The 21323-nt window shown below is 62.8% G+C and carries 21 protein-coding genes, 2 tRNA genes and 1 pseudogene; 12 read left to right on the top strand and 12 right to left on the bottom strand.

The genetic code is table 11. The features are described from left to right. Window positions 1–31 precede the first annotated feature (31 nt). Together PVZ80_RS01320 and PVZ80_RS01315 are read right to left on the bottom strand one after the other, a co-directional pair. A tRNA-His gene (locus PVZ80_RS01320) sits at window positions 32–107 on the bottom strand. A gap of 40 nt (window positions 108–147) precedes the next feature. Beyond that, window positions 148–224, bottom strand: a tRNA-Arg gene (locus PVZ80_RS01315). Window positions 225–504: 280 nt separating this feature from the next. On the opposite strand from PVZ80_RS01315, the gene folD reads away from it, so the two are divergent. Together folD and pbpG are read left to right on the top strand one after the other, a co-directional pair. Beyond that, entirely contained in the window at window positions 505–1359 is an 855-nt protein-coding gene (gene folD, locus PVZ80_RS01310) for a bifunctional methylenetetrahydrofolate dehydrogenase/methenyltetrahydrofolate cyclohydrolase FolD (RefSeq protein WP_009049852.1), read from the top strand. 283 nt (window positions 1360–1642) lie between these two features. After that, the gene (pbpG, locus tag PVZ80_RS01305) at window positions 1643–2581 is read left to right on the top strand and encodes a D-alanyl-D-alanine endopeptidase (protein WP_009049853.1); all 939 of its coding nucleotides are present in this window, start codon (window positions 1643–1645) and stop codon (window positions 2579–2581) included. A 90-nt stretch (window positions 2582–2671) separates the two neighbouring features. On the opposite strand, the gene PVZ80_RS01300 is transcribed toward pbpG, so the two are convergent. Further along, window positions 2672–3346 carry a PA2778 family cysteine peptidase gene (locus PVZ80_RS01300; RefSeq protein ID WP_037005966.1) on the bottom strand — a complete coding sequence of 225 codons (675 nt, stop codon included), beginning with the start codon at window positions 3344–3346 and terminating at the stop codon, window positions 2672–2674. 222 nt (window positions 3347–3568) lie between these two features. On the opposite strand from PVZ80_RS01300, the gene PVZ80_RS01295 reads away from it, so the two are divergent. Then, complete coding sequence (locus tag PVZ80_RS01295) at window positions 3569–3736, top strand: hypothetical protein (RefSeq protein ID WP_009049855.1); 168 nt, start codon at window positions 3569–3571, stop codon at window positions 3734–3736. Window positions 3737–3814: 78 nt separating this feature from the next. Here the strand turns inward: PVZ80_RS01295 and PVZ80_RS01290 are convergent, their stop codons facing one another. Both PVZ80_RS01290 and PVZ80_RS01285 read right to left on the bottom strand, forming a co-directional pair. Continuing rightward, window positions 3815–4576, bottom strand: coding sequence for a TerC family protein (locus tag PVZ80_RS01290; RefSeq protein ID WP_038577699.1), 762 nt, complete (start codon window positions 4574–4576; stop codon window positions 3815–3817). Between the two features lie 31 nt (window positions 4577–4607). Next, window positions 4608–4856 (bottom strand): hypothetical protein, encoded by a 249-nt coding sequence (locus PVZ80_RS01285; protein ID WP_009044657.1) that lies wholly within the window; start codon window positions 4854–4856, stop codon window positions 4608–4610. A gap of 135 nt (window positions 4857–4991) precedes the next feature. On the opposite strand from PVZ80_RS01285, the gene nhaR reads away from it, so the two are divergent. Further along, on the top strand, window positions 4992–5897 hold the full coding sequence (gene nhaR / locus PVZ80_RS01280; RefSeq protein WP_009049858.1) for a transcriptional activator NhaR: 906 nt from the start codon (window positions 4992–4994) through the stop codon (window positions 5895–5897). Between the two features lie 6 nt (window positions 5898–5903). Here the strand turns inward: nhaR and PVZ80_RS01275 are convergent, their stop codons facing one another. Continuing rightward, window positions 5904–7058: an MFS transporter gene (locus PVZ80_RS01275; RefSeq protein WP_009049859.1), complete on the bottom strand. Its 1155-nt coding sequence runs from the start codon at window positions 7056–7058 to the stop codon at window positions 5904–5906. 284 nt (window positions 7059–7342) lie between these two features. Here PVZ80_RS01275 and sstT point away from each other — a divergent pair, with 284 nt between their 5' ends. Continuing rightward, complete coding sequence (gene sstT / locus PVZ80_RS01270; RefSeq protein WP_110175838.1) at window positions 7343–8575, top strand: serine/threonine transporter SstT; 1233 nt, start codon at window positions 7343–7345, stop codon at window positions 8573–8575. A gap of 98 nt (window positions 8576–8673) precedes the next feature. Here sstT and PVZ80_RS01265 read toward each other — a convergent pair whose 3' ends face one another. Continuing rightward, window positions 8674–9183, bottom strand: a complete 510-nt coding sequence (locus PVZ80_RS01265) for a DUF1993 domain-containing protein (protein WP_110175837.1) — start codon at window positions 9181–9183, stop codon at window positions 8674–8676. A 137-nt stretch (window positions 9184–9320) separates the two neighbouring features. Between PVZ80_RS01265 and PVZ80_RS01260 the strand changes: the two genes are divergently transcribed. Next, a complete protein-coding gene (locus PVZ80_RS01260) occupies window positions 9321–9971 on the top strand; it encodes a YceH family protein (RefSeq protein ID WP_009049862.1) in 651 nt (216 codons plus the stop codon). A gap of 76 nt (window positions 9972–10047) precedes the next feature. Here the strand turns inward: PVZ80_RS01260 and PVZ80_RS01255 are convergent, their stop codons facing one another. Further along, window positions 10048–10566 carry a cupin domain-containing protein gene (locus PVZ80_RS01255; protein ID WP_028682977.1) on the bottom strand — a complete coding sequence of 173 codons (519 nt, stop codon included), beginning with the start codon at window positions 10564–10566 and terminating at the stop codon, window positions 10048–10050. Window positions 10567–10674: 108 nt separating this feature from the next. Next, entirely contained in the window at window positions 10675–11493 is an 819-nt protein-coding gene (locus tag PVZ80_RS01250) for a shikimate 5-dehydrogenase (RefSeq protein ID WP_038633703.1), read from the bottom strand. A 253-nt stretch (window positions 11494–11746) separates the two neighbouring features. Between PVZ80_RS01250 and PVZ80_RS01245 the strand changes: the two genes are divergently transcribed. The 3 genes from PVZ80_RS01245 to PVZ80_RS01235 all read left to right on the top strand — a co-directional run bounded on the left by PVZ80_RS01245 (window position 11747) and on the right by PVZ80_RS01235 (window position 12838). Continuing rightward, window positions 11747–12103: a hypothetical protein gene (locus PVZ80_RS01245; protein ID WP_007927233.1), complete on the top strand. Its 357-nt coding sequence runs from the start codon at window positions 11747–11749 to the stop codon at window positions 12101–12103. Between the two features lie 249 nt (window positions 12104–12352). Then, a complete protein-coding gene (locus PVZ80_RS01240) occupies window positions 12353–12547 on the top strand; it encodes a hypothetical protein (RefSeq protein ID WP_007927235.1) in 195 nt (64 codons plus the stop codon). Window positions 12548–12655: 108 nt separating this feature from the next. Continuing rightward, entirely contained in the window at window positions 12656–12838 is a 183-nt protein-coding gene (locus PVZ80_RS01235; RefSeq protein ID WP_007927236.1) for a hypothetical protein, read from the top strand. Here the strand turns inward: PVZ80_RS01235 and PVZ80_RS01230 are convergent. Further along, entirely contained in the window at window positions 12835–13902 is a 1068-nt protein-coding gene (locus tag PVZ80_RS01230) for an AI-2E family transporter (protein WP_101282858.1), read from the bottom strand. The two genes, PVZ80_RS01235 and PVZ80_RS01230, sit on opposite strands and share 4 nt — an antisense overlap. A 168-nt stretch (window positions 13903–14070) precedes the next feature. Between PVZ80_RS01230 and trhP the strand changes: the two genes are divergently transcribed. Then, window positions 14071–15408, top strand: a complete 1338-nt coding sequence (gene trhP, locus PVZ80_RS01225; protein WP_124315271.1) for a prephenate-dependent tRNA uridine(34) hydroxylase TrhP — start codon at window positions 14071–14073, stop codon at window positions 15406–15408. A gap of 105 nt (window positions 15409–15513) precedes the next feature. Here trhP and PVZ80_RS01220 read toward each other — a convergent pair whose 3' ends face one another. Beyond that, the gene (locus PVZ80_RS01220) at window positions 15514–17193 is read right to left on the bottom strand and encodes a methyl-accepting chemotaxis protein (RefSeq protein ID WP_009049867.1); all 1680 of its coding nucleotides are present in this window, start codon (window positions 17191–17193) and stop codon (window positions 15514–15516) included. A gap of 213 nt (window positions 17194–17406) precedes the next feature. Continuing rightward, window positions 17407–18723, bottom strand: a complete 1317-nt coding sequence (locus PVZ80_RS01215; RefSeq protein WP_162473262.1) for a Na+/H+ antiporter family protein — start codon at window positions 18721–18723, stop codon at window positions 17407–17409. 404 nt (window positions 18724–19127) lie between these two features. Between PVZ80_RS01215 and PVZ80_RS33915 the strand changes: the two are divergent. Both PVZ80_RS33915 and PVZ80_RS33910 read left to right on the top strand, forming a co-directional pair. Next, window positions 19128–20417, top strand: a pseudogene (locus tag PVZ80_RS33915) (HAMP domain-containing protein); the annotation flags it as partial. Between the two features lie 102 nt (window positions 20418–20519). Beyond that, window positions 20520–21275 (top strand): methyl-accepting chemotaxis protein, encoded by a 756-nt coding sequence (locus PVZ80_RS33910; RefSeq protein ID WP_375538567.1) that lies wholly within the window; start codon window positions 20520–20522, stop codon window positions 21273–21275. The last annotated feature ends 48 nt before the right edge of the window (window positions 21276–21323 follow it).

The raw sequence follows: 21323 nt of genomic DNA, 5'->3' as shown, positions 1-21323 counted from the left end.
CCAGACTATTAATCTGGCGCCTTTCGGAATATGGGGTGGACGATGGGGATCGAACCCACGACAACAGGAGTCACAATCCTGTGCTCTACCAACTGAGCTACGCCCACCATATTGCGTTGTTGCGTTACTTGTGCCAAAGCTGCCTAATGGCGCACCCGGCAGGACTCGAACCTGCGACCATCCGCTTAGAAGGCGGATGCTCTATCCAGCTGAGCTACGGGCGCCTTATTAATCTGTATTCTTTAATGATTACAAACTAAGTGCTTTCAGTCGTTACGAGCTAAACATCAACTCTGCCCGACCTTCTTAACCAGTGCTAGGCTGTGCCCGACAAGTGCGACGAATGTTATAGACGAGCCGTTAGGTCGTCAACTCTTTTTTGAAAAAAATTCATTTAATTAAAGGAGTTAGGGGAATTTGCAGACCAAGCGCCTTTGCCCTCACGTCCTGGCATGCGAGAATGCGTTCTCTTTTTCTCTCCCTCTCGATGGTTAATCACGCGTCATGACTGCACAACTAATCGACGGCAAAGCGATCGCCGCTAGCCTGCGCCAGCAGATCGCCAAACGTGTCGCCGAGCGTCGCCAGCAAGGCCTGCGTACTCCAGGCCTCGCGGTGATCCTGGTCGGCAGCGACCCGGCCTCTCAGGTTTATGTCTCGCACAAGCGTAAAGACTGCGAAGAGGTCGGCTTTCTTTCAAAAGCCTATGACTTGCCTACAGGCACCACTCAAGAAGAACTGGCCGGCCTGATCGACCGCCTCAACGATGACCCGAACATCGATGGCGTCCTGCTACAGCTGCCACTGCCCGAACACCTCGATGCCTCCAAACTGCTGGAACGCATCCGCCCGGATAAAGACGTGGATGGTTTCCATCCTTATAACGTCGGCCGCCTGGCCCAACGCATCCCCCTGCTGCGTCCATGCACCCCGAAAGGCATCATGACCCTGCTGGAAAGCACCGGTGCCGATCTGTACGGCATGGATGCAGTCGTGGTCGGCGCTTCCAACATCGTCGGTCGCCCGATGGCGATGGAGCTGCTGCTGGCCGGCTGCACCGTTACTGTTACCCACCGCTTCACCAAGGATCTGGCCGGCCACGTCGGGCGTGCCGATCTGGTGGTCGTGGCCGCCGGCAAGCCGGGCCTGGTCAAGGGTGAATGGATCAAGGAAGGCGCCATCGTCATTGACGTCGGCATCAACCGCCAGGAAGACGGCAAGCTGGTGGGCGATGTGGTCTACGAGACCGCCCTGCCCCGCGCTGGCTGGATCACCCCGGTACCGGGGGGCGTCGGCCCGATGACGCGTGCCTGCCTGCTGGAAAACACCTTGTACGCGGCAGAAACGCTGCACGACTGACCCTGGGAAACATCCCGGATAAAAAGAACCCCGCCATTGGCGGGGTTCTTTGTTTCTGCTCGCCGAAAACCTGGACCGAATACCCCGCTTGCAGCGGACGATCTACTCATCAGAAAGAAGAGGATCGAACTGGTACAAATCTGGTACAGGATGAAATTTAATTTACCTGGAGCCCTTTACCTACGGGCGTGTAGCTCTTTCCTGGCACATACTCATAAAATGTAACGTTTTTCTGAAAGCAGCCCGTTGCAGAACGGCATATCCACTTCATGAGTCCGCCCGCGTGAAAATCCGTCTTTCTATCCTGAGCCTATTTTTTGCACTTACAGGCACCTTTATCACGCAGAGCGCCGTCGCTCGCGAAACCACCGAAGCGCCGCGCGATCCCTCCCAACTGCATATTGCCTCCGGCAGCGCCCTGCTGCTGGACCTGCAGACCAACAAGGTCATTTATTCCAGCAATCCCGACGTGGTCGTGCCCATCGCGTCGGTGACCAAGCTGATGACCGGTCTGATCGTACTCGACGCCAAACAACCGCTGGATGAATACATCTCCGTGGACATCAGCAACACCCCGGAAATGAAAGGTGTGTTTTCCCGGGTCAAGCTCAAGAGCGAGCTGCCGCGCAAGGAGATGCTGCTGATCGCCCTGATGTCGTCGGAAAACCGTGCCGCCGCCAGCCTCGCCCACCACTACCCGGGCGGGTATGCAGCCTTTATTGCCGCCATGAACGCCAAGGCCAAGGCACTGGGCATGACCAGCACGCACTATGTCGAGCCGACCGGCCTGTCGGTCCATAACGTGTCCACCGCACGGGACCTGAGCAAACTGTTGCTGGCGGCGCGCAAATACCCGCTGCTGAGCGAGCTGAGCACCACCAAGGAAAAGACCGTGGCGTTCCGCAAACCCAACTACACCCTGGGCTTTCGCAACACCGATCACCTGGTCAACAGGGCCAACTGGGACATCAAGCTGACCAAGACCGGCTTTACCGATGAAGCAGGCCACTGCCTGGTACTGGTGACCAGCATGAGCAACCGCCCGGTCGCCCTGGTGATTCTCGACGCCTTCGGCAAATACACGCACTTCGCCGATGCCAGCCGCATCCGCCAGTGGCTGGAAACCGGTAAAAGCGGCTCGGTACCGAATGCCGCCTTGAGCTACAAGGCCGGCAAAAACCTGAAAAGCCGTCAGAGCGGCGTCGCCCAAACTGCCGAATAGAAGCTGGCAGACCCAAAAAAGGCCGCGGATCTGTCGATCGCGGCCCTTTCAAAGACGGCGCCCCTGGGCGCCGTCAGCGTTTCTGCAACCTCAGTTGGCGCTCAACGCCTTGGTCGCTCGTGCTGCCGCGTTCTCCTGCCCGGCCTGGGCCAACTCATCGGCCGCCCTCAGCCAACGCTGGCGATCGACCTGGGCGGGTACCTGGGTCGGCCCCTGAATCAGCACCGCCCAGTGCCCCGCACTGCTCCAGGCCGATTCGAATTTGGCAAAGTCCATCAACAGACGACGATTCATTCCCGCTCGCAGCAACACCGTCTGCTTGTGCCGGTTATAGCCCGCCAGCACGGCATAGCGAGGTTCGGCCCAGAACGCCGAGCCTTCGGTGTAACGCACCATCACCGGGTATCCCGCGGCAACCTGGGTCAGCAGCGCCGCTAAATTGTCGTCCAGCGGATAGACCACCATCCCGTACTCACGCGCCAGGGTCAGCATGTTCTGCTGCAACTTCGCCTCGGCGCCTGGCAGGTGCAACGGCTTGTCCAGTAGGCCCGGGGTGATCACGATACCTTGCTGGGACAGCATGCTGGCCAGGGTGCCCGGGCCGCTCTGATAGGTTTCGCCGCGGAAAAACGGTACGCCGTTGAGTTCCACCCGCTCGGGCAGGCGCTGAATCTCCGGCTGCACGCTGCTGGCGCAACCGGCCAGCGTCAGGGCGCAGGCGCCCGCCAACAACAGTGTTCGAAATCGCAGAAACATCCGTTCCATCATGACTCTCTTGTGCAGACGCCAAGCCAGGAGCCCCGGCCGAAACGCTGATCATAGGGCGCCACGAGGCAAGGGTATAGCGTCAAGCCGCAGTAATTTGCGCCTCATAGAGCAAACCGTTTGATGACACTCGACTATTGGTCAATGGCTTGAAACACAACCGCGACTAGACTGTCCATTGCAACGAGTGTGTGCCCCGGACAGGGCAAAAAGGAGGCATGTATGAGCCTGACAACGACAATCCTGATGCTGATCGGCGGCTGGCTGGCCGTCGCCGCTGCCATGCTATGGGGCGTCCTGCGGATCGCTCGCCGGCACCATCATCCGCGCTTGCCGACTCCCGCCGCGAAAACCGCAAAACCGGCCCGGCATCACGCCACCGCGCACTGACTGGCGCCTTTTCTCCTATCCAATAAAAACGGCGGCCTGTGTCCTTGAACACAGGCCGCCGTCGATTGTTGCCGCGAATCAGGCTTCGACTTCCGCCTCCGCCGTCACGCGCTTCTGCCGGGCACGACGGGCCAGCATGTTCAGCCCCTCGATGGCCGCCGAGAAAGCCATGGCCGCGTACACATAACCTTTTGGTACATGGGCACCGAAACCTTCGGCGATCAGCGTCATGCCGATCATGATCAGGAAGCCCAGGGCCAGCATGACCACCGTCGGGTTGTCATTGATGAATTTGGCCAGAGGCTCGGCCGCCAGCAGCATCACCAGTACCGACACCACCACCGCGATGATCATGATCGGCAAGTGCTCGGTCATGCCGACGGCAGTGATGATGCTGTCGATGGAGAACACCATGTCCAGCATCAGGATCTGGCCGATCGCCGCGGCGAACCCCAGGGACACGCCAGCAGTCTCGCTTTTGCTGTCCTGCGGCTCCGGGTCCATGCTGTGATGGATCTCCGTGGTGGCCTTCCACAGCAGGAACAGGCCGCCGGCAATCAGGATCATGTCCTTCCAGGAGAAGACCTGGCCGAAGACATCGATCACCGGCTCGGTCAGTTGCACGATAAAGGCGATGGTGCTGAGCAACGCCAGACGCAGGATCAGGGCCATGCCGATACCGATCCGCCGGGCCTTGGCCCGGTGTTGCTCGGGCAGCTTGTTGGTCAGGATCGAAATGAAGATCAGGTTATCGATGCCGAGCACGATTTCCATGACCACCAGGGTTGCCAGGGCGACCCAGGCGGTGGGGCTGGCAGCGAGTTGTAAAAGATATTCCATGGCTCAGTCCTGAGTCGGGGGTATGGGGGAATCAGATTTCCTGGGACGACGAGGTGGCTTCTTTGGCCTCGTCCGCCGGCTTTTCCTGCTTGCTGATCAAGCCTTGGGTCGCGTCGCTGATCGCCTGTTCGGCGGCCTTGTGCGTGTCGTCGATCGCCTGCTTGGCGTTTTCCGCGGCCTTGCCCAACAGCTGCTGCGCGCTTTTTTCCGCCTGCTCGCAACCGGCAAGGGTGATCAACGACAACGCCAGCAACGATGCGGCGATGGATTTATAGGTCATTGCGCTTTCCTCGTTAGAACGGACCGGGCCGAGACGATGGCCCGTCAATAGCGAGGCATTCTATGGAAGCGAACACTTCAGGAAAATTCGTATTTTTAACGGCTATACTTCGATTTTTACGAATCAAAGCCAGCCATGCTCAATTACCGTCAACTGCATTACTTCTGGGTCGTCGCCAAGACCGGCAGCATCGTCCGGGCCTGCGAGCAACTGAACCTGACCCCGCAAACCATCAGCGGGCAGATCACCCTGCTCGAACAAACCTATGGCATCGAGTTGTTTCGCCGGGTCGGCCGGCAACTGGAGTTGACTGAAGCCGGGCGCCAGACCCTGCCCTACGCCGAGCAGATGTTCCAGCTGGGCGGCGAACTGGAAGCCATGCTCCAGGCCCAGCCCAACGAGCAGCAGATCCTGTTCCGGGTCGGCGTGGCCGATGTGGTGCCCAAATCGATCGTCTATCGCCTGATCGCCCCGACCATGGAGCTGAGCGAACCGATCCGCATCACCTGCCGCGAGGACAAGCTCGAACGCCTGCTGGCCGACCTGGCCATCCAGCGCCTGGACCTGGTGATCTCCGACAGCCCCATGCCCTCACATCTTGATATCAAGGGCTACAGCCAGAAACTCGGCGAGTGCGGCATCAGCTTTTTCGCCACCGAAGAACTGGCCGAGCGCTATGGAACGAACTTCCCCCATAGCCTGCATGGCGCTCCGCTGCTGATTCCCGGGCAGGAAACCGTGGTGCGCAGCCGCCTACTGCGCTGGCTGGCCGAGCAGCAGATACAACCCAGGATCATCGGTGAGTTCGACGACAGCGCCTTGATGCAGGCATTCGGTCAGTCGGGCAGCGGGATCTTCATCAGTCCCAGCGTGATCGCCGACGAAGTGCGGCGCCAATACGGCGTACAACTGATCGGCCAGACCGACGCGGTCAGCGAGTCGTTCTACGCCATTTCGGTCGAACGCAAGGTCAAGCACCCCGGCATCGTGGCGATCACCGAAGGCGCCCGCCGCGAGCTGTTTACCGCCATGGGCGCCTGAGGAGGATCAGGCGCAGCTGGCCTGTGGTTTGAGGGTCATCAACAGCAGGGCCAGCAGGATCGACACCAGAATAAAACCAGCGGCGGCAAACCCCAGGCTACCCAGCCCCAGGGTATCGATGACCCGGCCGCCGACCATCGCGCCCAGGCCGATCCCCAGGTTGGCCCCGGCGATGTTCAACGACGCGGCAAACGCCGGCGCCTGAGGCGCGGCCTTGATCAGACGGACATGGCTGACCAGAAACAGCGCCGCCTGGGTCACGCCCCAAACACCCATGGCCGCCGCCAGGCCCAGCGGCGAGTGGATGCTCGGCACCAACGCCACCATGCCGCCAATCATCAAGGCGCAGAAGCCCATGGACGCCAGCAACGGATGACGGTCCACCGCGCGGCCGCCCAGCGAGTTGCCGATCAGCCCCACCGCGCCGAAGCCCATCAGGCACCAGCCGACCAGCGTGCCGTTGAAACCGGCCAGGCGCTCGAGGATGTCCGCCAGGTAGGTGTAGGCGGTGAACATGCCACTGAACACCAGGATCGACAGCAGCACATGCCCCTGCATCAAGGGGCTGCGCAGGATGCCGAACTGCGAGCGCAGGCTGGCCTGCTCGTTGTGCACGCGGGTCTGCGGCAGGTAGACATACAGCAGCAGCGCCTTGGCAAACGCCACCAGCGCCAGGATGCCGAACGCACTGCGCCAGCCGAAGGCATCGGAAATCAGCGTGCCCACCGGAATACCGAACACCGTGGCGCAGACAATACCGAAGCCGATCTTGGCGATGGCCCGTCCGGCGTAGTCGGGGCCGACGATATCCACCGCGGTTTCGCTGGCCAGGGCCCAGAACACCGGCAAGCCCAGCGCCGGGATCAGCCGCGCCACCGCCATCACCCAGATATTCGGCGCCAGCGCCGCCAGGGTATTGGCCAGGCCGAACATCACCAGTACCGAGATGAACAGACGCTTGCGCTGGAAACGGGCGAAATAGGCCGTCAGGAACGGCCCGAACGCCGCCACGGTGAAGGCGAACAAGGTCACCAGCAGGCCGGCCTGCGGCACGCTGACCGCAAGATCCCGGGCAATCGAAGGCAGCAGGCCGACAATGATGAACTCCGTCGTCAGCACGGTAAAACCGGCGGCTGACAACAGCAGAATGGGCAACAGCATGGAAAACTCCGGAAACGACGACATCAGCGATGGCCTGGGGGCCCGCTGACTGGAGATGAAAAGAGGATGGCGAATCCTAACAGAATGTGTCCGCGCATGTCTGGGGTAGCGGCGAAAAAACCGCAGGCTACTCTAGAAGGCTCGGGTGGCAGATCGTCACATCCGTGGGCGAACCCCGTGTGATAAAGTCCGCCCCCTGCCGCAACACCCCGTACCTCCAGCAACTCACCAGCACGGCGTCCCCCGTCGACGCACGGCATATTAAAAAAATCAGAGATACCGCTATGACTGCTTCACCCCCGTCGCTCCTGGAAAAACTCAAACGCACCAGTCTGGTCACGCAGATCGTCATTGGCCTGGTCGCCGGTATCGCCCTGGCGTTGCTGGCCCCCGAACTGGCGAAATCCACCGCCTTTATCGGCAAGGTCTTTATCTCGGCACTGAAAGCCGTCGCGCCGATCCTGGTGTTCGTGCTGGTGATGGCCTCCATCGCCAACCACAAGCACGGCCAGGAAACCCATATCCGCCCGATCCTCTGGCTCTACCTGCTGGGCACTTTCGCCGCGGCGGTGGTGGCGGTGATCGCCAGCAGCCTGTTCCCCTCCTCCCTGGTGCTGAGCACCCATGACGTCGCCATCTCCGCCCCCGGCGGCATCAGCGAAGTCCTGCAAAGCCTGCTGCTGAGCGTGGTGGACAACCCAGTCAGCGCGCTGATGAACGCCAACTTCATCGGCATCCTGGCCTGGGCCATCGGCATGGGCGTGGCCATCCGCCATGCCGGCAACACCACCCGCACCGTGCTGGACGACCTGTCCAATGGCGTGACCCTGATCGTGCGAGTGGTGATCCGCTTCGCCCCGCTGGGCATCTTCGGCCTGGTGGCCTCGACCCTGGCCACCTCGGGCTTCGGCGCCCTGCTCGGTTATATGCATCTGCTGGCGGTGCTGATCGGCTGCATGCTGTTCGTCGCGCTGGTGATGAACCCGCTGATCGTGTTCTGGAAGATCCGCCGCAACCCGTTCCCGCTGGTGCTCATGTGCCTGCGTGAAAGCGGCATCACCGCGTTCTTCACCCGCAGTTCGGCGGCCAACATTCCGGTCAACCTGGAACTGAGCAAGCGCCTGGGCCTGCATGAAGACACCTACTCGGTGTCTATCCCGCTGGGGGCCACCATCAACATGGCCGGCGCCGCCATCACCATCACCGTGCTGACCCTGGCCGCCGTGCATACGCTGGGCATTGCCGTCGACCTGCCCACCGCCGTGCTGCTCAGCGTGGTCGCCGCCATCTGTGCCTGCGGTGCCTCCGGCGTCGCCGGCGGTTCGCTGCTGTTGATTCCGCTGGCGTGCAGCCTGTTCGGCATCCCCAGCGAAATCGCCATGCAGGTGGTCGCCGTCGGCTTCATCATCGGCGTGCTGCAGGACTCGGCGGAAACCGCACTGAACTCCTCCACCGACGTGCTCTTCACCGCCGCCGCGTGCATGGCCCAGGAAGAGAAGGTCCGCCAGACCGCCTGAGCCTGCATGCACAGCGCGCACTAAAAAGCCCGGCAAGGCTCGCACCTTGCCGGGCTTTTTTATCGGCTTAGCAGCCGGCTACATCAGAAGGCGCTATTTCAGAAAGCACCCATGTAGTCGCGCTTGCCGATTTCCACGCCGTTGTGACGCAGGATCGCGTAGGTGGTGGTGACGTGGAAGAAGAACTGCGGCAGACCGTAGGTCAGCAGGTAGGACTGGCCGCTGAAGCGCTTCTCTTTCGGGGTGCCCGGACGGGTGACGATCTCGATGCCTTCCTTGCCATCGATCTGCACCGGCTGGATGCCGTCGATAAAGGCCAGGACCTTGGCCAGCAGCGCCTGCAGCTCGGCAAAGGTGGTTTCAGTGTCGTCGTACTTCGGCACTTCGACTTCGGCCAGGCGGGCCGAAACGCCCTTGGCGAAATCGACGGCGATCTGCACCTGACGGATCAGCGGGAACATGTCCGGGTACAGGCGGGCCTGCAGGAAGGCATTCGGGTCGATGTTCTTCGCCGTGGCGTGGGCTTCGGCCTTGTTCAGGACATCGCTCAGGGCGTTGAGCATTTGCTTGAAGACAGGAACGGAGGCGGCGTACAGGGAAATGGTCATGGTGATCTCGACAGGCTGACGGAAAAAAGCGGAAACAAAGGTGGCGCGATTATAGACCTGCCTGAGCCTCGCCGGCGGCTTGTCTTTTATCCAGCAAGGATTAGGCTAGTCGCCTTCGACAGCATAGGGAAAGCGCGATGAGCATCGAGCAAGAAACCTCCAGCGAGCAATTGCAACTGACCAGCACCGAACTGCGCATTCTCGGGTCGCTGATCGAGAAGCAGGCAACCAGCCCGGAAACCTATCCGCTGACCCTCAATGCCCTGGTCATCGCCTGCAACCAGAAAACCAGCCGCGAACCGGTGATGAACCTCACCCAGGGCCAGGTCGGCCAGAGCCTGCGCGCCCTGGAAAACCGCGGCTTCGCCCGCCTGGTAATGGGCAGCCGCGCCGACCGCTGGGAGCATCGCCTGGACAAGGCGCTGGAACTGGTGCCGGCGCAAGTGGCACTCGCCGGCCTGCTGTTCTTGCGCGGCCCGCAGACCGTCAACGAACTGCTGACCCGCAGCGGGCGCATGCATGATTTCGAAGACAGCGAACAGGTGGTACATCAACTGGAGCGCCTGATCGCACGCGGCCTGGCGCTGCTGATTCCGCGCCAAGCCGGCCAGCGCGAAGATCGCTACATGCACGCCCTGGGAGACCCGGCGGATATCGAGGCGATCCTCGCCGCCCGGCAGAACCCGGTGGAGCGCAGTTCGGGCAGCGGCGTATCGGCGGAACGCATCGAAGAGCTGGAAGCGCGCATCGCCGCCCTCGAAGAGCGCCTGGCGAAACTCGAAGGCTGATCGCCCCCGCCCCCTGCGGCAGCGCCTGGTAGCCGCTGCCGCAGTCGGCGCAACGTCTCAAAGACTACAAAAGCCCCTACTCCCCGTCCCAGTAATCCACCCCGTCCGCATGCCGCGCCACCGCGACGAATCCCGAGGCGTTGCCCTCATCGTCGATCTTGAAGTCCTTCATCACCACATACTTGCCGGAATCCGGGTATTCGCAGATATCCGGCGCCTCCTGGGTGCTGACCGCCAGATAGCGCAGCTCGCCCTGGCTGGTGTTGATGATCTGGTGCGCGGTGTCCATGTCGCCCGGCGGGCAGGCGATCACATCGCCGGCGCGGATGGCAAAACGCTCGGCGCCGAGACGGATCTCGCCCTCGCCGGCGACTATGTAGAACATCTCTTCGTTGACGCGATGATTATGGAAGGGGCTGGCGCGCATCCCCGGGCCCAGGGCAATCAGCCGGTAGCCGAGCTTCCGGGCACCCAGTTGCTGGCCGATACGGGCGATGCGCTGGACATAACGGCCGGCGGTGTCGCCGGTGGGGCTCAGGGCTTCAGGCAGCGGCTGAAGGTCCGCCTGATCCAGATTGAGAATGGCAGGTGGCATAACGGTCCTCGATCACGGTGGCGTGGAACAGGGGCAAGTCTTGGCTTGCTGGCGACCAGTATAGGCAGGGCTTCGCGCGCCACCGACCTGCCCTGCTCCACCCACCGATCAGGCCCGGGCGAAGGCCACCGCCTGCTGGAACTGCTCGGCGCTGGGGCGCACGCCGGTGTACAGCACGAACTGCTCCAGCGCCTGGATGGCGATCACTTCCAGGCCGGTGATCACCTGTTTGCCTTCGGCCCGGGCGCGCAGGATCAGCGGGGTTTCCGCCGGCACCGCTACCACGTCGAACACGGTGCGCGCGGCCTGGATCGCCTCGACCGGGAACGCCAGCTGGTCGGCCTCGGGACCGCCGCTCATACCGATCGGGGTGACGTTGATCAGCATCTGCGGGCGCAACTCGCCCAGCTCAGCCTGCCAGGCATAGCCCAGGGAGTCGGCGAGGGCCTGCCCGGCTTGGGCATTGCGGGCAACTATCACGCCATCGTGGTAGCCACCATCGCGCAAGGCGCTGGCCACCGCCTTGGCCATGCCGCCGCTGCCGCGCAGGGCAAAGCGGGTGTCCTTGGGGATCCGGTGGCTGTCGAGCAACTGGGCGACGGCGATGTAATCGGTGTTGTAGGCCTTGAGGTGGCCGTTGGTGTTGACGATGGTGTTGATCGACTGGATAGCGCTGGCCGAGGCGTCCAGTTCGTCCACCAGGGCAATGCAGGCCTCCTTGAACGGCATGGACACGCCACAGCCGCGAATGCCCAGGGCGCGGATCCCACCGACGGCGCCTGGCAGGTCCTGGCTGCTGAACGCCTTGTAGTAGAAGTTCAGGCCCAGCTGTTCATACAAATGATTGTGAAAGCGCAGGCCGAAATTCCCCGGACGCCCTGACAGCGACATACACAACTGGGTGTCTTTGTTGGGGTTCATCTGCATGTTGATCTCCTTGGAACGCACTTTCGGATAGACGGGATTAGCCAGTCATCGGGTTCTGCCCGATCATATCGACAGCGCCTGAAAGACGGGCCTGTCGCCTACGGACGAGGGTAAAGAAGCCGGTACAGACCTTACACAAAATTTACCCGGCGGCTGTGCAGTTTTTCAGAAAAAAGCTGTCTTAGAAGTATCCCCGCGACAGTCCTCGCGTCTATTGCAGACCGAGCGCTGGGGTCGGAACCGAGGAATAGCCATGATGCGTAAAATCCCCAAGATAGCCTTGCTCATTGGTGCACTTGCTGTCGCCGGTCAAGCGTCCGCCCACGGTGGCGGTGGTTGGGGTGGCCCGGCGGTAGTCGGTGCCGTGGTCGGCGCAGCGGTGGTGGGTTCGGTGATCGCCAGCCACAGTCGCCCGGTCTACGTGCAACAACCGGTCTATGTTCAGCCGCAACCGGTGTATGCCGCGCCGCCACCGGTCTACTACCAGCCACAGCCGGTGTACGTGGAAGGCCCGCCGGTCTATTACCGTCCGGCCCCGGTGTATTACGGCCCGCCTCGCGGCTACTACGGCCCGCCACGCCATTACTACTATGGCCCTGGCCGCTGGTAATTCCGGCGACCGCACACCCACAGGCCCCGCCTTCACCAGCGGGGCCTGTTGCGTTTGAAACAACCCTGAAATGTCTGAATAAATCTTGCAGAGGTCGCTGCCGGGACAGCTTTTGCGATTCAATCCGGCAATAGTGTTGCCAAAGGCAGCCCCTACGCTGAAGCCCACAATTGTCATATTTATGTCATGTCAGGTCCGCAAGATCGGATCTGTCCACAAAACGGCCCCATAACAACAAGGACGACGCCCATGCCGACACAAAACCCCCATCACTCCCCCACTCTGGGTACCGCGAGCAAGGTGTACAGCGCCCTGACCGAACTCAAGCACCTGGAAGGCCACCGCAGCGCCAAGTTCCTGGCCTTGCTGGCCGAGCACCTGGTGCGCAAGGGCCTGTTGCACGACCCGGAAGTGGTCTACATGCTCGATCAGGTCGTCGACTGATCGGGCTGGCGCTTTTTTCGCCGGTATCGATGTCCACTATCGAGCGCGGTGATTTTTCGTCGAACCTCTCGGTCCGTAAGGTAGCCCCATTGATTGATGGAGGTACTTATGCCCAAGGTTCAGATCATGTCCGTTATCGGTAGCGCCGTTCCCACCTCGCTCAGGGAGCTGGGGCTGCTGGCGTGTTGGTACCTGGTGCGCGACGGCGAACCGGTCAGCGGCCCGCTCACTTCGCTGACCGCCGCCCAGGCCCTGTCGCAAAAGATCGAGCAGCGCGTCCTGCATGCCTAAGGCAGCGGCAGCTGTGTCCGCGGCCGGGTATCGACGAACAGGTCCCAGCTCGAGATGAACAGCGCGGCGATCAACGGCCCGATGACAAAGCCGTTCAGGCCGAAGATCGCCAGGCCCCCCAGGGTCGAAATCAGAATCAGGTAGTCCGGCATCCTGGTGTCCTTGCCCACCAGGATCGGGCGCAGCACGTTGTCCACCAGGCCGATCACGAACACCCCGTACAAGCCCAGCAACACGCCTTGCCAGATCGCCCCGCTGAGCAGGAAGTACAGGGCCACCGGGCCCCAGACGATCGCCGCGCCCACCGCCGGCAACAACGACAGCAAGGCCATCAGCACTGCCCACAGCAGCGGGCTGGGAATCTCCAGAAACCAGAAAATCAGCCCGCCCAGCAGCCCCTGACTGACTGCCACCAGCACGTTGCCCTTCACCGTGGCCCGCACCACCCGACTGAACTTGAGCTGCAACCGGCGCTTCTGGTGCTCGGCCAACGGCACCGCGATGCGCACCTTGCGTACCAGTTCGGCGCCATCGCGCAAAAAGAAGAACAACAGGTACAGCATCACGAAAAAGCTCACCACGAACTTGAAGGTGCCCTGGCCGACGCTGAAAGCCTGGGTGGCGAAGAACTGGCTGCCTTGCAGCGCGCTCTTGACGATCTTCTCGCGCACGCTCTCCAGCTCACCCAGGCCGAAGCGGTCCAGCAGCTGCTGGAAGTACAGCGGCAGGCTGTGCTTGAACCGGTCCAGCTGACCGGCGATGTCCAGTTCGCCGCTTTCGATGCTCTGGTAAAGGTTGGCGCCCTCCTGCACCAGCAGGGTGCTGATGATGACCACCGGCAGAATGGCGCTCACCAGGCAGATGCTCAGGGTGCAAAAGGCCGTCAGGTTGCGTGGCCAACCGAACTTGATTTGCAGGCGCCGATGCAGCGGGTCGAACAGGATGCCGAGAATCACCGCCCAGAACACCGCGCCGTAAAAGGGCAGCAGGATCCAGATGAAGGCGACGGTCACCAGGGTCAGCAGAAGCAACAGGCTTTTGTGTTGCATGAGGTGCTGGTTCATGTCCGCTCCCCGTCAATAAGGTCCAGGACACCGCAAAGCGCCCCTAAAGCGTTAGTCCGCCGGTGTTCGGCCAAGTGCCCTGTTTTATTCGTCGAGCATAGATCCAGATCAATGAAGTCTGTTGGCCCAGGCCTTACCCTCGCGACCTTTTGCCATCGACAAACCGCCATGACGCCCCTGACCCGCCCCGAACTGCTCGCCCCCGCCGGCACTCTGAAAAACATGCGCTACGCCTTCGCCTATGGCGCCGATGCGGTATACGCCGGCCAGCCGCGCTACAGCCTGCGGGTGCGCAACAACGAATTCGACCACGCCAACCTGGCCCTCGGCATTCGCGAGGCCCAGGCCCAGGGCAAGCGCTTCTACGTGGTGGTCAACATCGCCCCGCACAACGCCAAGCTCAAGACCTTCCTCAAGGACCTGGAGCCGGTGATCGCAATGGCTCCGGACGCGCTGATCATGTCCGACCCGGGGCTGATCATGCTGGTGCGCCGGCACTTCCCGCAGATGCCGATCCACCTGTCGGTGCAGACCAATACGGTGAACTGGGCCAGCGTCGAGTTCTGGCAGCAACAGGGCCTGAGCCGGATCATCCTGTCCCGCGAACTGTCCCTGGAAGAGATCGAGGAAATCCGCCAGCAGGTGCCGGCCATGGAGCTCGAGGTATTCGTCCATGGCGCCCTGTGCATGGCCTACTCCGGGCGCTGCCTGCTGTCGGGCTACATGAACAAGCGCGACGCCAACCAGGGCACCTGCACCAATGCCTGCCGCTGGAAATACCAGGCAGAAGAAGCGACGGAGAACACCCTCGGCGAGATCGTCCAGCAGTTCCAGCCGGAGCCGACCCTGGGCCTGGGGGCGCCGACCGAGCAGGTGTTCCTGCTGCGCGAGGCCAATCGCCCGGACGAAGCGATGCCGGCCTTCGAGGACGAGCACGGCACCTACATCATGAACGCCAAGGACCTGCGTGCGGTGCAGCACGTCGAGCGCCTGACGCGCATGGGCGTGCACTCGTTGAAGATCGAGGGCCGCACCAAGTCGCACTTCTATTGCGCCCGTACCACCCAGGTCTATCGCCGGGCCATCGACGACGCGGTAGCCGGCCGAGAGTTCGACCGCAGCCTGATGAACGACCTGGAGTCCCTGGCCCAGCGTGGTTACACCGAAGGTTTCCTGCGCCGCCATGTGCACGACGAATACCAGAACTACCTGAACGGCAGCTCGGTATCGGAACGCCAGCAGTTCGTCGGCGAACTCACCGGCGAGCGCCGTGACCGGCTGGCGGAAGTGAAAGTGAAGAACCGCTTTGCCCTGGGCGACCATATGGAGCTGATGACCCCCAAGGGCAACTTCCACTTCGACCTGCATCAGTTGCAGAACATCCATGGCGAGCCGATCGAGGTCGCGCCGGGGGACGGGCATACGGTGTACCTGCCGATCCCGGACGCGGTGGATCTGCGCTTTGCCCTGTTGATGCGCGACGTGACGCCGAACAGCGCGGTGTAATCCTGATTGCGGTGGCGTCTCTGATGACGCCATCGCGGGCAAGTCGGATCGCTGCCCGCTCGCTCCTACAGAGGATAACGAGCTACCCGCGATACGCTTGAACGCTTAGATACGGAACTGCCCCACCAGCTTGCCCAGGCGCTGGCCGAGGTCGGCCAGGCTGCGTGAGGTCTGGGCGCCGAGCTGGGTTTCGTCGGCGACGCTGTCCACCGCCACTGCGATCTGGTGCACGCTGCGGTTGATCTCTTCGGCCACCGCGGTCTGTTCTTCCGCGGCGCTGGCGATCTGCGCGTTCATCGAGTTGATGGTGCCGATCAGTTGCGCCATGGCATCCAGCGAAGCCCCGGCTTCGTTGGCCTGGTGCGAGGTGCCGTCGCCGGCATCGCTGGAGCGGCGCATGGCCTCCACGGCGGTGCGCGTGCCCTGTTGCAGGCGGTCGATCATGCCCTGGATTTCCTGGGTGCTCTGCTGGGTGCGGCTGGCCAGTGCCCTGACCTCGTCGGCCACCACCGCGAAGCCACGCCCGGCCTCACCGGCCCGCGCTGCTTCGATGGCCGCGTTGAGAGCCAGCAAGTTGGTCTGTTCGGCGATGGAACGGATCACGTCGAGCACACTGACAATCGACGCCACGTCTTTCTGCAGGCTGTCCAGGGAGGTGCCGCTGCTGCGGATATCGCTGACCAGCGCATGAATCTGCTGGATGCTGCCATCCACCACGCGCTTGGCCGCCTGGCCTTCCTCGTCGGTCTGCTGCGCCGCCACCGCCGCGCCCTGGGCGCTGCGTGCCACTTCCTGGGCCGCCGACGACATTTCATTGATCGCCGTGGCCACCTGATCGGTCTCGTGGCGCTGGCGCTCCATGGCCTGCTCGGAACGCTGGGCCTGTTCGGACACCTGGGTCACCAGGCCGGTGAGCTGGCCGGTCATCTCGGTGATCTGCCGCACCAGGCCGTGGATCTTGTCGACGAAACGGTTGAAGGAGCCGGCCAGGTCGCCCAGCTCGTCCTGGCTGGTGATGGCCAGGCGGCGGGTCAGGTCGCCTTCGCCGGCGGCGATATCGTCGAGGTTGAGCTTCATCAGGTTCAGCGGCCGCAGGATGGTATTGGCCACCAGCATGCCGATGGCGGCGATCACCAGCAGCACCACCACGGCGATACCGATGATGCTCAGGACCATGCCCCGCATGCGCTGGTTGACGCTGGCCTCGACCTCGGCCACCTGGGCGTCGATGCCGTCCAGATTCACCGAGGAGCCGACGATCAGGTCCCACTTGGGCAGGTATTCGGTGTAACCCAGTTTCGGCACCAGCACGTCGCTGCCCGGCTGGGTCGAGCTGTACTGCACATAGTGCGTGCCGTCCTTGCCGACCTTGACCAGCTCGCGGTTGACGTACACGCCGTTGGGGTCGCGGTTGTCCTTGAAGCTCTTGCCGACGCCGTCCGGGCTGTTGCCCTTGAACAGGCGCACGGTCTCGGAGTCGTAGCCGAAGAAGTAACCGTCCTTGCCGTAGGTGATGTTCGACAGCAGCTTCACCACCTGGGCGCGGGCCGCGGTATCGCCAGGCGCCGCCGCGTCGTAGAGCGGCTTGACCGTGCTCAGGGCCACCTCCACATAGCTTTGCAGCGTGGTCTTGGCCTCGCCGAGCAGGCGCTGCCGGGTCTCGTCCACCTCGTTCTGCGCCTGCTGCTTGAGCATGACGACCGTGGTCAGGCTGATCACCAGCGCAAACAACAGCACCGGGAGGACCGCGAGGGACAGGACTTTGCCCTTCAGACTTAAGCGCATAGGAGGTTCACTCTTGATTTTATTGGCGTGATACAGCCTTAACGGCACGCCACCACAAAAGTTGAGCCCGCGGGAAGATGAAGGGAATCTGGGGTCACGCAGCGCCCTTGAGATTTATCGCGAGCAAGCTTCGCTCCTACAGATACGACGCTTCTGTAGGAGCGAAGCTTGCTCGCGATAAGGACAACACAGTACAGCTGAAACCACGCGGCCTCAGAGCACCATCGCCGCGACCCAGCCGAACGCCAGCAGCGGCAGGTTGTAGTGCAGGAAGGTCGGGACCACGGTGTCCCAGATGTGGTGGTGCTGGCCGTCGATGTTCAGGCCGGAGGTCGGGCCCAGGGTCGAGTCCGAGGCCGGCGAGCCAGCGTCGCCCAAGGCACCGGCGGTGCCGACGATGCAGACGATGGCCAGCGGGCTGAAGCCCAGTTGCACGCACAGCGGCACGAAGATGGTCGCCAGGATCGGCACGGTGGAGAACGACGAGCCGATGCCCATGGTCACCAACAGCCCCACCAGCAACATCAACAAGGCGCCGACACCCTTGCTGTGGCCAATCCAGCTGGCCGAAGACTCCACCAGGCTCTTCACCTCGCCGGTGGCCTTCATCACCTCGGCGAAACCGGCGGCGGCGATCATGATGAAGCCGATCATCGCCATCATCTTCATGCCTTCGGTGAACAGGTCGTCGGTCTCGCGCCAGCGCACGATGCCCGACACCGAGAAGATCAGGAAGCCGGACAGCGCGCCGATAATCATCGAATCCAGCAACAGCTGGATGACAAAGGCCGCGACAATCGCCAGGCCCGCCACCAGCAGCGTGCGCGGGTTGTATTGCACCGTCACCTGCTCGACTTTCTCGATCAGCTGCAGGTCATACACACGCTTCTTGCGGTAGCTGACAAAGGCCAGCAGCAGGCCGAAGACCATGCCCAGCGCCGGAATGCCCATGGCGTGGGTGACATTGATATTGCTGATGTCCACGCCGCTGCGGGCGACGTTGGCCAGCAGTATCTCGTTGAGGAAGATATTGCCGAACCCCACCGGCAGGAACATGTACGGGGTGATCAGGCCGAAGGTGATGACGCAGGCGATCAGCCGTCGGTCCAGTTGCAGTTTGCTCAGCACATACAACAGTGGCGGCACCAGCAGCGGGATGAAGGCGATATGGATCGGCAGGATGTTCTGCGAGGCGATCGCCACCACCCACAACAGGCCGATCAGCAGCCATTTGACGTTGCCGCCGCCATTGGCGTCCTGGCGGTCCACCAACAGCAGGATCTTGTCCGCCAGGGCGTGGGCCAGGCCGGACTTGGCGATCGCCACCGCAAAGGCGCCGAGCAAGGCGTAGGACAGGGCCACAGTCGCTCCGCCGCCGAGGCCGTTGTTGAAAGCCTTGAGGGTCGCCTCGATGCCCAGGCCACCGGTCAACCCTCCCACCAGCGCGCCTACGATCAGCGCGATCACCACATGCACGCGGGACAGGCTGAGGACCAGCATGACGCCAACCGCGGCAATTACTGCATTAATCATCGTTACCTCATGGCACTGCGACGGGAAAACGCCGCAAAAGGAATGAGTCCGGCCAGAGGGCATGGCTGCCGACGCCGGATTGGAAAAGGAGGGTCTTATTAGAGGGCGCGCACTTTGCAGCAGCGGGCAACGCTTGTCAAAACCCGCCCCCCGCCAACACGTTCCCTGTAGCCGCTGGCGTAGCCTGCGATAAGGTCCGAAGGACCTTCCGAGGCCCTCAAAAGCAGCGCCCACTTCGTGGTCGAGCGCAGCCTGCGGCAGCGGCTACAGGAGACGGTGGCTTAGGGGCGAATCCGCAGCAAGCCAGCCCCCGGGGGAAATTCGAACGAGCGTTTAAAGAAGGCCGTTCTGCGGCCGATACGTTGCAAAGTCTCAAATAAATATCGAATAAGGACGTCTCCATGTCGCTCAGACAACTTTCCATCCAGTGGAAAATCACCTTGCTCGCCGGACTCTGCCTGGCCGGCATCGTGACCCTGCTGGTGGGGCTTTCGCTGTACCGCATGGAGCACAGCTCCGCACTGGTGAAGGCTTCGAGCATGGAGATGCTCAACGAAGCCGCCCAGGCCCGCATCGAGGCCCAGGGCGAAGTCCAGGCGCTGGGCATCCGCCAGCAATTCATGGACGCCTATCAATACGGCCACGGCTTCTCGCGCCAGGTGCTGTTCCTGCGCGAACAGGCCGAGAAGCGCTTCCTCGATGCCTTCGACCTGCGCGAGGACCTGACCCGCCAGGTGAAGTCGGCGCTGCAAGCCAACCCCGACCTGCTCGGCCTGTCGCTGGTGTTCGAGGCCAATGCCCTGGACGGCAAGGACGAACTCTTCAGCGGCCAGGGCGAACTGGGCAGCAACGACAAGGGCCGTTTCGCCCTCTACTGGTCACAGCCGACCCCGGGCAAGCTGACCTCCATGGCGCTGCCGGAAAGCGACATGAGCGACACCACCACCGGCCCCAGCGGCCAGCCGGCCAACGCCTGGTTCACCTGCCCGCGCAGCACCCTCAAGCCCTGCGTGATCGAGCCCTACTTCTATGCGATCGACGGCCAGAACGTGCTGATGACCAGCATCGTGTTCCCGCTGCTGGTGAACGGCAAAGTCATCGCCTCGCTGTCGGTGGACATCAACCTCAACAGCCTGCAATCGGTCAGCCAGCAAGCGAGCAAGGAACTCTACGACGGCCAGACCACGGTCAGCATCATCAGCCCGGTCGGCCTGCTCGCCGGCTACAGCGCCGACGCCAGCAAGCTCAGCCAGCGCCTGGACCAGCTGGACCAGGCCAACGGCGGCGAACTGATCCGCCTGCTGTCGGCCAGCCCCCAGACCCAGAGCCTGAACGACGACAGCGAACTGAAAGTGCTCGCGCCCTTCACCCCGATTCCCGGCGGCAAGCCCTGGGGCGTGCTGCTGCAAGTGCCGGAGCGGGTCCTGGTGGGCCCGGCCGAAGCGCTGAAGAACCAGCTGGACCAGAGCAATAAGGCCGGCACCCTGGTCGAGCTGGGCCTGGGCCTGCTGGCCGCGGTGCTCGGCCTGCTGCTGGTGTGGCTGATGGCGCGCAGCGTGACCCGGCCGATCCTCGGCGTGGCACACATGCTGGAAGACATCGCCAGTGGCGAAGGCGACCTGACCCGGCGCCTGGCCTACGACAAACAGGACGAACTGGGCCAGCTGGCCGGCTGGTTCAACCGCTTCCTCGACAAGCTGCAACCGATCATCGCCGAGGTGAAACGCTCGGTGCAGGACGCCCGCGGCACCGCCGACCAGTCCTCGGCCATCGCCACCCAGACCAGCGCCGGCATGGAGCAGCAGTACCGCCAGGTCGATCAGGTGGCTACCGCCTCCCACGAGATGAGCGCCACCGCCCAGGACGTCGCCCGCAGCGCGGCCCAGGCCGCCCAGGCCGCCCGCGATGCCGACCAGGCCACGCGCCAGGGCCTGAGCGTGATCGACCGCACCACCGCGAGCATCGACCACCTGGCGGCCGACATGAGCACCGCCATGACCCAGGTCGAAGGCCTGGCCGCCAACAGCGAGAAGATAGGTTCAGTGCTGGAAGTGATTCGCGCCATCGCCGAGCAGACCAACCTGCTGGCCCTCAACGCCGCCATCGAGGCCGCCCGCGCCGGCGAGGCCGGGCGCGGTTTCGCGGTGGTCGCCGACGAAGTGCGCAACCTCGCCCGCCGTACCCAGGAGTCGGTGGAGGAAACCCGCCAGGTCATCGAGGAGCTGCAAAGCGGCACCCAGGAAGTGGTCGGTTCGATGGGCAACAGCCATCGCCAGGCCCAGGGCAGCGTCGAGCAGGTCGGCCAGGCGGTCACCGCCCTGCGGCAGATCGGCGACGCGGTGACGGTGATCAGCGACATGAACCTGCAGATCGCCAGCGCCGCCGAAGAGCAAAGCGCGGTGGCCGAGGAGATCAACAACAACGTGGCGACCATTCGCGACGTCACCGAGTCGCTGTCGGAGCAGGCCAACGAATCGGCGCGGGTCAGCCAGTCGCTGAACAGCCTGGCCAACCAACAGCAGAGCCTGATGGATCAGTTCCGGGTCTGAAGAGTCTCATCGCGAGCAAGCTCGCTCCTACACTGACGGCGCCGTCTC

The organism is Pseudomonas sp. B3G-3 (assembly GCF_028640915.1).
In the GTDB taxonomy this organism is placed as follows: domain Bacteria; phylum Pseudomonadota; class Gammaproteobacteria; order Pseudomonadales; family Pseudomonadaceae; genus Aquipseudomonas; species Aquipseudomonas chlororaphis_I.
Note: the sequence above shows the minus strand (reverse complement) of the source record. Positions and strands in the feature narration are given on the sequence as shown.